Origin of the sequence: Psittacicella gerlachiana (genome assembly GCF_003585965.1) — a bacterium.
Lineage (GTDB): Bacteria > Pseudomonadota > Gammaproteobacteria > Enterobacterales > Psittacicellaceae > Psittacicella > Psittacicella gerlachiana.
Genome location: NZ_NRJF01000055.1, coordinates 1 through 10,832, shown reverse-complemented (window position 1 = coordinate 10,832; position 10,832 = coordinate 1). Strand labels below are relative to the sequence as shown.

Annotated in this window: 6 protein-coding genes; 1 reads left to right on the top strand and 5 read right to left on the bottom strand. The window is 32.8% G+C overall.

Translation table 11 applies throughout. The annotated features are described in order from the left end of the window. Positions 1–199: 199 nt before the first annotated feature. Genes CKF59_RS02285 through CKF59_RS02265 form a run of 5 tightly spaced genes read right to left on the bottom strand, consistent with a single transcriptional unit; the run spans position 200 to position 8,742 of the window. Positions 200–1,300, bottom strand: a complete 1,101-nt coding sequence (locus tag CKF59_RS02285) for a restriction endonuclease subunit S domain-containing protein (RefSeq protein WP_119534367.1) — start codon at positions 1,298–1,300, stop codon at positions 200–202. Between the two features lie 14 nt (positions 1,301–1,314). Then, positions 1,315–3,078 carry a hypothetical protein gene (locus CKF59_RS02280; RefSeq protein WP_119534366.1) on the bottom strand — a complete coding sequence of 588 codons (1,764 nt, stop codon included), beginning with the start codon at positions 3,076–3,078 and terminating at the stop codon, positions 1,315–1,317. A 27-nt stretch (positions 3,079–3,105) separates the two neighbouring features. Further along, positions 3,106–6,501, bottom strand: coding sequence for a type I restriction enzyme subunit R domain-containing protein (locus tag CKF59_RS02275; RefSeq protein ID WP_119534365.1), 3,396 nt, complete (start codon positions 6,499–6,501; stop codon positions 3,106–3,108). Next, on the bottom strand, positions 6,494–7,333 hold the full coding sequence (locus CKF59_RS02270; protein ID WP_119534364.1) for a hypothetical protein: 840 nt from the start codon (positions 7,331–7,333) through the stop codon (positions 6,494–6,496). The genes CKF59_RS02275 and CKF59_RS02270 overlap by 8 nt, the downstream gene beginning before the upstream one ends. Then, entirely contained in the window at positions 7,330–8,742 is a 1,413-nt protein-coding gene (locus CKF59_RS02265) for a hypothetical protein (RefSeq protein ID WP_119534363.1), read from the bottom strand. The genes CKF59_RS02270 and CKF59_RS02265 overlap by 4 nt, the downstream gene beginning before the upstream one ends. A gap of 286 nt (positions 8,743–9,028) precedes the next feature. Here CKF59_RS02265 and CKF59_RS02260 point away from each other — a divergent pair, with 286 nt between their 5' ends. Beyond that, positions 9,029–10,663, top strand: coding sequence for a cyclic peptide export ABC transporter (locus CKF59_RS02260; RefSeq protein ID WP_119534362.1), 1,635 nt, complete (start codon positions 9,029–9,031; stop codon positions 10,661–10,663). Positions 10,664–10,832 lie beyond the last annotated feature (169 nt).

The following is a 10,832-nucleotide window of genomic DNA, read 5'->3' as shown; positions in this document are numbered from 1 at the left end:
CTTTACTATATTTTACTACAGATTTTTTCTAATTATTAATAAATTAGCTAATGAATGATAAACTATTTTATAATGTTGTATTTGAATATAAATAAAAGTTTTAATTTCAAAAATGTATTGTGTTAATTGCAAAAATTCTCCGAACTTTAAGAATAAAGTTCGGAGAATTTTTTAAATGTAGGTTTAAATTTTTTACCTATTACTTTTTAAAGAGTTGATAATTGATAAAATTATAGAGATAATCTACTTTTTCTTCAGATTTAGGCTCTTGCGGAGTTACAGGTAACACAAAATCATGTGTAAGGTCTTCGGCTACACTTGTCTTAACTGAAAAGCTAGCTTGTACCTGAAGATTTTCTTGCTTGGTTTCAGTAGAATTTGGTTTAGAACTATTATTAAGTTCACCTATAGCTTTTAAGTATAAAAATTGGTTATAGGTTAAGTAGTCTCGAAGAATTTTATTTCTTAGCGGAATAAAAACTTCTTGTCCAAGTTTGTATAGTTCTAAGAGAACTCTTTTCATGAGGAGGATAGATTTGTTTCTTTCCCCATATGAGGCATTGTAACTAATAACTTCACCTATTTTACGTCTCACACTATGTTCTGAGTTCCACGAAAACTCGGTGCTTTTGAGTAAGCTATAAATAAATTCAGGAAGCTTATCTAGGTTTAGAGCAAACTGAGAAAGCACTTCTTTTAAAGATGAAAGATATTTATACGTAATGCTATAGACAAAGTCATCTAATCTCTTACTAGCCTCTTTAAACTTAGTAAAATTTTCTTGATAGGAAGCTATGGCTTTTTCTTGTGCCTCTATACTGGGAACGCTAACTTTGAGGTTTTGTTGAGCATAGTTATGTTTATTATTACTAATTGCATAACCTCGATCAAAACTTAAAATCTCGGCATGAGCATTGAGCAGAATATAAGCAAACTCCGGAAGTAAGATATCAGTTCTTAAGTTAGAGGCAATAATAAAGTTAGAAGAAGCATTCATTTTCAAAATTACATCTTCGGTAAAGATCCCTTCAGCAAAAGCAAAAGGAGCGGGATTACGGAAATTGATTAAGATATCGCCTTTTTTAATATCTTTACAAGCAGTAGTCTGATCTTTAATGGTAATAAAAGAGTTATGAAAATTAAAATAAAAAGGATCTTCTACATCAAATCTATAACTTAAAGCTAAAGAATGACGATTGTTTGCAAAGGTATAGACTCTTTCCCAAGCTTCGTTTACATGAGTAGTAAATTTGTTATGCGTTTGAAAATAAAATAAGTCGCTAAGAATATATTTTTGCATATAAAATTAACTCCTTATTTTAGCTGGTTTTTTAAAAAGTCATCGAGACGAGCTAAGCTATTTTCAAGAGCAGTTTTTGCTTCCACTGGGGATATTTTGAACTTGTTTAAACGCTCAGTGATGCTGTTAAATACCTCGTTAGAGTATTGAGCAATAAAGCCTTCTTTATTTTCAACCCATCTAATAATGCGTTGAATTGACTCTAGTTCGAAGATACCATTAGCAAGTAAAAATTGTTGTAGCTCTGTAGCTGTTTTTGCTTTAATGCCAATAATATCATCACCTTCAAGTTCAAATAATTGCTCATAGAGATGTGCGAGGTCGTTCTCTTTAAAGAGGTCATGAATATTTGGAAGTTCTGCAGGGTTTATAACTGCCATATTTTTTACTCCATTAAGGTTATTAAGCATTATTTTCTTACTCTCAAAAATATTAGTTGGAGAGATAGTGAAGTTTTCTTGTTGCTTAATCTCTTGATAAGTTAGGGTTACATTATTGATGGAATTAGCTTCAAGGTTCTCGATTAGTTCCTTAAAGTTTTGCTGATTTAAATTATGATAATTTAAAGAAGTATAGTTTTTAAAGGTAATTGCCTCTTGAGCTGATGGTTCAATGGTGAATAAGCTATAGTTATAATGACTATCACTTAAGTTAATCATATCGAAGAAAAGGCATTCACTAATTAGTTGTTCTTGCAATAAAGTTAAAAAGAATTTACTTTTAGCACTATTATGCTTATTGAAACTGCGGTTATTGGTCGTGTAAATAGTTTGCGAGATCGCAAGATATAGTTTTCCCTTTGGTTTGAGTAAAGCTAACCACTTTTGAGGAGAAACTTCATAATCATTTTGCTTTAAGAATAAACAAATTTGCGAGAATTTTTGGTTTTTAATTTGTTCATAAAACTCTTTACTATCATTAGCAATTACAAAATCAAACGCTTGTCCAAGTGAATGATTTTGAATTTGATAGAAGTTGGTGAGCCATGTTTTTATTTCAGGGTGTTGTTGAGCAATATCGTTGAATTCTCTGAACACTGAAAGAGCAACTTTGGATTCAGCATCAAGATTAACTTGATAGTTTTGATTATAAAAAGTTTCTAAGAGTTTGAAGTTTTTTGCATTTACCCTAAAAATAGCACTTTGTGCAAAGTTGATTTTATTATTTTTTTGTTGTAAGTAATTCCAAAAGAAGTTTATAAACTGAGGACAATTTAACTCTAAATCATAAGAAGCTAACTTCTCATTTGATTTTTCTCCTTCAAGATGCGCTTTTTGTTTATGAGTTAAAGTCTTAGCAATATTAGAGCTAGTTAAGCAATAGTTGCTTAATAAGTTTTCTAGATTTTGAGCAAAAGCGTTAAAAGCTAAATAAAGTAGAGAATCTTTGAGTTCTTCTTGATCCATAGCTGCTAAGTTACGTGCATCAACTTGATACTCGCTGAGGAGTTTAAAGTTTTCTTGTTCAGAATCTTCAAGTTTATAAGCTTCGGTAAGATGTTTAATCATTGCTTGTAAGAGTTGAGTAATTTTAGTTATATCATTTAAAGTAAATGAACCACTATTTTTACTCTTGGCAATAATCTTTTGCACATAGACTTGCAGTTCTGTATCGGTTTTGCTTTTTAATACCTCAAAGTTTTTAATGGTAGTGTTTAAAATTCCTAAGTAGAGATTAATACATTCAGCCGGACTAAGATTACTCGCAAGTAGATCTTTGACTTTTTCAGCTAACTCATCTCTTCCTAGGGGAACATTAGGTAAATCTAAATAAAGCATAATTAAGCTTCCTCAATATAGGACGGGTTATAACAGACGATGTTTGGTAAATAAAGCAATAATTTTTTGGTGTACAACTTCGAGAGTTTCTTTTAAAGCTAGATTTTCTTCCTTAGATAAATCTTGGCTATTAGCAAAAGATTTGCTTAGATGTTGGCAATGTTTTTCTAGATCTCTTGTGTCATGTAGCTTTTTAAAGCAAGAAAGATAATTAGCTAAGTAGTTTTGATACTTAGAACTAATTTCTTGAGCTAGCTCAGGATGATTAAAATCAATTTTTTCTAACTCAACAAAAGCCTCTTTCAGTTCATTAATGCTCACCATTAGTCCCAATTCACGTTGAATTTTCTCTTGAAATTTTTGCAGACTAGTTGCAATAATTTCCTCAAGCGTAGCGTATCTAGTTAAATCTTGAGACTCAGGTTGAGAAATATTACTCTTTTGTGCGATTAGTTGATCAACAATTTGATCAAGAGAATTTTCTAATACGCTCTCCTCAATTCCCAGCATTTTATCTAGTAATTGATTATTTAATTTAAGTTCAATAAACTCAATGAGATCTCGTAATGAGGTTTCATGACTTTCAACAGGTAAGCTAATACTTTTTTCAAGATGGTTAATGAGTTGTAAGGCAAAATTAAGTGCTTGTTTGTCTTGCTCAGAAAAACTTTGCGGTTCAATTGAGGCACAAATGACTAGCAGCGAGACAATTTTCTTTAAATTATTCCTAAAAGATTTAGCATCTTTTAAAAATTGAAGATTGTTTTTGTGTTGATGCAAGTGCAGATTAAATTCGTGCCATGAACAAGTTACTTGAGCAAAACCTGAATTTTGGCTTGAGCTAATCCCCGTAATTTGATAAGTCTCGCAAAAATGCTTTACTTTATCATAATAGCCAAGGAGATCTTTACGAAGTTGCTCAAGACGTATTTGTTTATAAGAGGCTTCTGGATTACTATTAGCATATTGATCAGGAACTATGACGTAATCGTGAATAGCTTTATGAATATTTTCAAAGTTATCCGCAAAGTCTACAAGATAAGCTGCTTGTTTATCGGGAGCAAATCTATTTACCCTACTAATTGTTTGAATGAGCTTTTTGTCTTTGAGATTACGAGCGAGCATAATCAAACGTGCTTTAGGTGCATCAAAGCCTGTAGTTAATTTATCAACAAGAATGAGTAAGCGTAATTGCTTAGGATCTTGTTTAAAGAGGCGTACCATTTTTTCTTCGTAGGCTCTTTTGGCACTATCTCCGATTTCAGACTCGTTTATAGTTTTTTGTTCTTCACCAATGAGCTGTTGCATATAGCGTACATGCTGAGTGTAGTTTTCGCTTTTTGCACTTTCAAAATTGGCTCCTTTGTTTAACGAAAAAGAAGTAATTAGAGCAAAAGGAATTTGTTGCTCTAAGCTTACTTGTTGATTATAGTGTTCAAGAAGTTGAGCATAGACAAAAGCTTGATCTATATTTTCGGTAACAAGAAGACCTCCCCATTCTTTGTCTTCAGGGTTGCGAGCTCGCAGATATTTTTCTACATATTGGGCAATAAAAGGCACAACTTGCGTAGGTTCAAAATGACTAAGTTTACTATTTATAGCCCTTGCAATTTGGCTTTGTGAATAACCTTGTTCTTCGATAATATCTTTGATTTCTTGCTTTTTCTCAGCTGAGAGTTGCTCAAAAGAAGAAGTAGCTTCTTCAATTTGCGGACGCACATAGGTAATATCAAAAATATTCCCTTCTCTTTCTGATTGTAAATAGCTATATGTATGGACAACATCACCAAAGTTAGCTTCTGAAAGCACTACTGTCTTTTTATTGGTAACATTTTCATAGATATTTGGATCTATAGTTCCTGATAGTCCTACAAGGAAATGCGAATCAGGAGGCAAGAGAGATTTTAGTGAACTATGGAATTTTCCGGAATGAGATCTATGACACTCATCAACTATAGCCAAGAAATTACATTTGGTTAAGTTTTGTTTTACTTGCGCAGAGATTTGCTCTAAAGCTTGAGTCATCCCTTGGGTTTGCTCTTCTTCGCTATTAGCATCCTCAAAAGCTTGAGGAGCTGCATGATTAAATTTTTGTAACGTAGTAATAATTACTTTACGACTGTTGTCTGCAAGGGAAATTTTGAGATCTTGACCATTAGTACAGTTATAGAGATCGCTTTCTAAGCTCATATCGGTATTTTTAATAATCTCGCTTTTCCCTTGCATTTGCGTAAATTGCTCTTCAAGGTCATTACGATCAAAAATTGCCAAAAGCTTAATTTTATTGATGTTATTTAATGCCCATTTAATGAGTAAAGTAATAACTATACTTTTACCCGAACCTGGAGCATGATTAATCATGCACGAAGCGTCATACTTGTGTAGGTGTTTTGCTACATATTTTTGATACTCACCTTTGAGGGTGTAGATATCAGAGAAGAATTGACACATGAGGCGAAAACGTATGGCTGCCATTCCATGATATTGGTTTTGGCGAGCAATAATTTTATTCACTACTTTATTTCCATCAACATTGTAGAAAATAAAGTTCTCGAGCAGATCTAAAAGACGATATGGTGAAAAGAAACTAATAATATTTTCAACTAAGGTTTTATGGAGATTGCTCTCGCTCTTCTTTTGCCAAAAGGCATTAATTTGTGTAGCGACTTTATGATTAATAAAGTCCTTAACGCTTGGATCAAACTGCCAAGGTTTAAATTTTATTGGTTTGAGTTTGGTCTCGGTAACTACCGCTTCGCCCACTGAACTATAAGCCATGCTATCACCAGCAATAGCTACGAGCAACTGACTAAATAAAGTATAAGGAGTAGTTAAGTCCGTAGCATTATATTGGTGATTATGGAGTTGATCTACGGCTTTGCTTAGGTCATAAGCTTTGTCTTTAAACTCAACTAAGCCAATTAAAATCCCATTAATATAGAGACCACAATCAACTCGGTTATAACTCTGCCTCTGAGTTTTAAGGGGTAACTCTTGGACATAAGCAAAAGTATTGGCTTCCGGTTGCTCTAAATTAAAGAGGGAACTCAGGTAGGCATTAAATTCTCGATTTTTCTTTAATAAGATATGCAGAAAATTTAGCTCAATATTTTCTCCTTGTTTAAAGCAAAAATCGACAAAGCTCAAAATAATTTCTACAAGGTCGGTATAGAGCTTTTCTTTAGTCGCAGGGATAGGAGCTTGAGCAAATAATTGAGGATTAATTAAAGTATCGATCACTCGATAAGCTTGCTCTTTAGCTTCCCCTCGTAAGAGGGGAAACTTATATAAAGCTTGCTCAATATTTTGACTAAAAGGATGTTTGAAGCTAGAAGCAAAATTACGACAAGTATGACTTGCGTCTTCATAGCCTAAAGAGTCGAGAATTTTGAAAATCTGGTTTGCTAATTCACGTTCAGACATAAGATTGAGGATATTTTAAGATAGCAGTTAATCTACAATAGAATAATGCTTCAAGTTTAAGAGCTAAGGTTTGGTTGAGATTAATCAACTCTTGATAGTTTCTTGCAATTTTATCTCTTTGTTCTCTATTTAAAGAAGCAGAAATTTTATTTACCTGCTCATGAGTTAAACTACTATAGTTACTTAAAAACTCACTAAATTTTTCTTTGCTTAATTTACTTACCCCAAGCTTAGGAAAATTTAGATTTTGAGAGAGAACCAAACTTTCTTCTAAAAGAGGCTTTAAGAGACTATGTATCTTTTGGGTGGTTTCTGCTTGCAGTTGTTGCATAGCTAATTGCCAGTTGTTAATCATAGAAGCTATGCTGGTGGTGAGGAGCTTTTCCTGTTCCGCTTTTGAGGGAATGAAGTAGCTTAAATTATCAAGAATACTGGTCTGAGGTAAAGTAAAGAAATCAGCTTTTTCATTCAGCAGGTGGACAAAGCTAAGAGCTAAGTATTGAGCATACTCAGGTAACAGGAGATCTTGATTAAAGCTCAGAACTTTTGCGGGTTCAGTATTGGCAAAGTTTGTTACTCTAAACCATAGCTCACTTGGAGCTATAAATGCGAGATAACCAACGAGATGACGTTTTTTACTCAAGATTACAAGATCACCCTTTTGGGCTTTAAGTAATTCTAATTTTGTTTTATTGTTTACTTTTTCAAGTAAAGCAAGAGGCGCGGAAGTAAAACTAGCTCCTACCTCCAAATCATTTAATTTCCAATAGTCGTGAGTGCTATGAGCTTTATCGACAAAGGTAAAGAGTTGAGATAAAGGATAGGCAATCATAATTTTTCCTCGACTAAAACTTGAGCAAGTTGGGTTCTGAGGTCGTTTAATTCTTCTACTAGGTGATCATATCTTTGTTTTAATTCATACTCAAAATCAAAACTAGTGTTAATTGGCGCTATATACCCTTGCTGATTAAATTTAGTTTGTACTTGAGTTGTTGAGAGAGACTTGACTACTCCCAGTTGTTCGTCAAAATGGACCTTTTGTTCAAGTAACTCTTGAGCCTTGAGGGTAGAGAAGTCAATAAATTGTATCTGAGGTTCAGTTTTACTTTTTTGGAACACCAGTAAACTAGATTTAAATAGAGCTTCAAACAAACCTTCGCCCAAGAAAAAGCAGCTTTGTAACTTAGGAGTTGCGATCACCTGAGCAACAAAATCTTTAGTTTTACGATTAGGTTTGTAGAGTACATCTGAACCTACAAACAGGTACAGGAAACCTTGAGGTTTTAAAGGTTTTAACATTTGCTCTAAGGAGATAGATTTTAATTGATCTTTATCCGAGATAATTAGAACTAAGGCATCTTTACTATAGGCTGGTGTTTGTTCGAGATATTCTTCTAACCCTAGATTAACAAGTTTGCTTTTGCATTGATAAAAACTCTCTTTAAAAGCATGAAAGTTTTGCCAATATAGATCCCAGTATTTACAATCTTGAGCAAAGAGTTCTCGAAGCTTAAAGTCATTGCTTCCGATTACTTCGAGTTGCTCACAGTGGTATTCTGATTGTTGTAGAGCTTGAGCTAAAGGACCAGTTAAGTAGTTTAAATTGTAAAAAGCAAGATTATTACGATTGACTTCCACAGGTGCATGCTTAAAGTTAAAGCTTATTAAAGAGAAGAGATAAGTATAGAGTTCTAAAGCTTTATCGTCTTTAAAGTTGCTTTTTAGTTTTACAATCTCTGAGAATTTAATACTGATTTTTGCTTCTTTGGTTAAGGTAAAAAGTTTTACTACTAGTGTATGAATTAGTTTTGAGAGAATCTCATAAACCTCGTTATAGTTTTCGCAAAGGTTTTGCGGGTTATAGGATTTATTCGTGGTAGTAAAAGCTTGGATAAAATGTACTAAAAGTTCACGGATTAGATTATGAAAATCTTGGAGGAGGAGAGGATCATCTAGATGCTGAAAAAGTTCCTTATTATCCAATCTTTGTTGCAAAAAGCGTTTATAGGCTTCAAGAAAAGCTTTATTACTAAGCTCAGGTGCAAGAAAATCTAGTTTTTCTACAGGTTTTCTTTCTGAAGCAAAAATATAGTTAAACGCTAAAAGTTGGTTAATAAAGAATAATTTAGCTTTGAGATTATTTGGAGTTCTTTGGGTTATAAGCTCACTTATTTTGACAAAAGGTTGACACATTTTGTCGAAGTCATGTGCAGTGAGTACTACATTTGAGGATTGAGTCATATATTTTTACTGATGGAATTTTTATTAATTTTTTGTAAATCTTTATTTCTTATTTTACTTTATTTAAAGTAATTTTGCTTTGACTTTTCGCCTAAATTAGGTAATTTTTTTTCGAACTTTCTTTAGAATTTACTTAAGGACTTGTACTTGGAAGTTTGTAGCCTAGATTTTGGTTACCAGTTTTTGAGTATTGAGAGTAAAAATTTCCGTATAATAGGATTAACTTCAACCTTAATTGTTTCTTTTTTCGAGGTTGGGAGATAAATTTTTTAAGTTGTTTAAGAATATGTTTTGGAAATATCTTTATTATCGGCGTTGGCAAGTAGGGATAATTATTATTTTTAGTATTCTTGAATCCTTATTGAGTATTTACTTTATTGATTACATAAATGAAACTCTCTTACAGCTTAAAGAAGTTTCAATGTATTATCTCTTAAAGTTTGTCTTTCTTTTAGTTATCCTCTTTTTAGTGAGTTTAGCTACTTCCTTGTTTTTAATTTATTTTGGCAAGGTGTTAGTTACTAATATACGTCAAAAGATGGTCCAGCAAATTATTGACTCTGATTATTTGCAGATTAAAAGACAAACTCGAGCGAGATTAACTTTTAGTTTAAACTCTGATGTCGAGAGCTATGCTCGCTTATTTTTTAGTTTACCTCATATTTTGCATGGGATTACCCTTGGACTTTTTGCCATAGGTTATATGTATTACTTACATTTTGATCTAGCGGTAGCCGTGACCATTTATTTTTTACTAGTGATTTTAATTTTGCAGTATTTGCTGGTAATCTTTTATAAAAATGCAGCCAAAGCTCGAGATAGTCGAGATATTATCAATAAAAACTATGCTCAAGCTATAGATGGACAAAGAGAATTAAAAAAGAGCAAGCTCCGTAAACTTCTTTATTTAGCTAATTTTAGAAAGAATATACAAAGGTATTTGTATCTCTCCGCAGATGCTGAGGCTTTTGAAGCCATACTTATGCTTTTTTTCGATATTGCTTTATTAGGCTTAATTGGCTTGGTATTTTATCTGAGTATGGTCTTTGCTTTTGCCGATCTTGCTGCAGCTACGAGTTTTGCGGTGGTAATTCTCTTTATGCGAAGCCATTTAACTAGTGCTATTGAAGGGGTTTCTAAATTTGCCTATGTAAAAATAGGGGCAAAGAGAATTGCGATGCTTGACTTAAAACCTTATAGTGGAGAGCAGGAAACTAACCAGCCTCATTTAAGTGCATTTGATCATACTTGGCAAAAGATAACTTTAGCTCATGTTTCTTTTAGTTATCCCCAACAAAGAGGTACGCTTAAACCGCAAGAATTTAAATTAAGTGATGTAGATTTAAGTATTAAACGAGGTGAAACTATTTTTATAGTGGGGGCTAATGCTGCTGGCAAATCTACTTTAGCCTTATTATTAGCGGGGATAATTGTCCCTGAACAAGGAAGAATTCTTGTCGATAAGGAGCCTATAACTTCAACTCTCTTGCCTAGCTATCAACAGCTTTCTAGCTCGGTATTTAGTGATTTTTATCTATTCCCACAAATACCTGTTGCACAAACGCAAGAAAAAGCTCAAGAGATAGATTATTGGTTAAGACGTCTAGAAATGGATTCGGTAGTTCAGGTAAATAATTTTATCTTTTCTTCGACCAATCTTTCGGTATCACAAAATAAACGTCTTGCATTATTAAGTGCGATTGTCGAAGGGAAATCTTTATTAATTCTTGATGAATGGGCTGCTGAACAAGATCCTGAGTTTAGGAAAAAGTTTTATCAAGAGATAATTCCTGAATTAAAAGCTAAAGGAATCACTATAGTTGCAGTTACCCATGATGAGCTTTATCTTGCACAAGCTGATCGAGTAATTTTTCTTGAAAAAGGCAAAGTTTATGAATCTAATGCAAAGGAAGTTAGTTAGAGGTAGTTTATTTTTTGAATGAAATTTTAATGCTAAGTGCTTAAAAGTCGATAAATCTGACTTAAATATAGGAATAGAATTTACCTTAAAATTAAAGCTGAGGAGAAGAGTAACTTCTCCTCAGCTTTAGTTTTATGATGATTTAATTAAATATTTTATGCAGTTTATG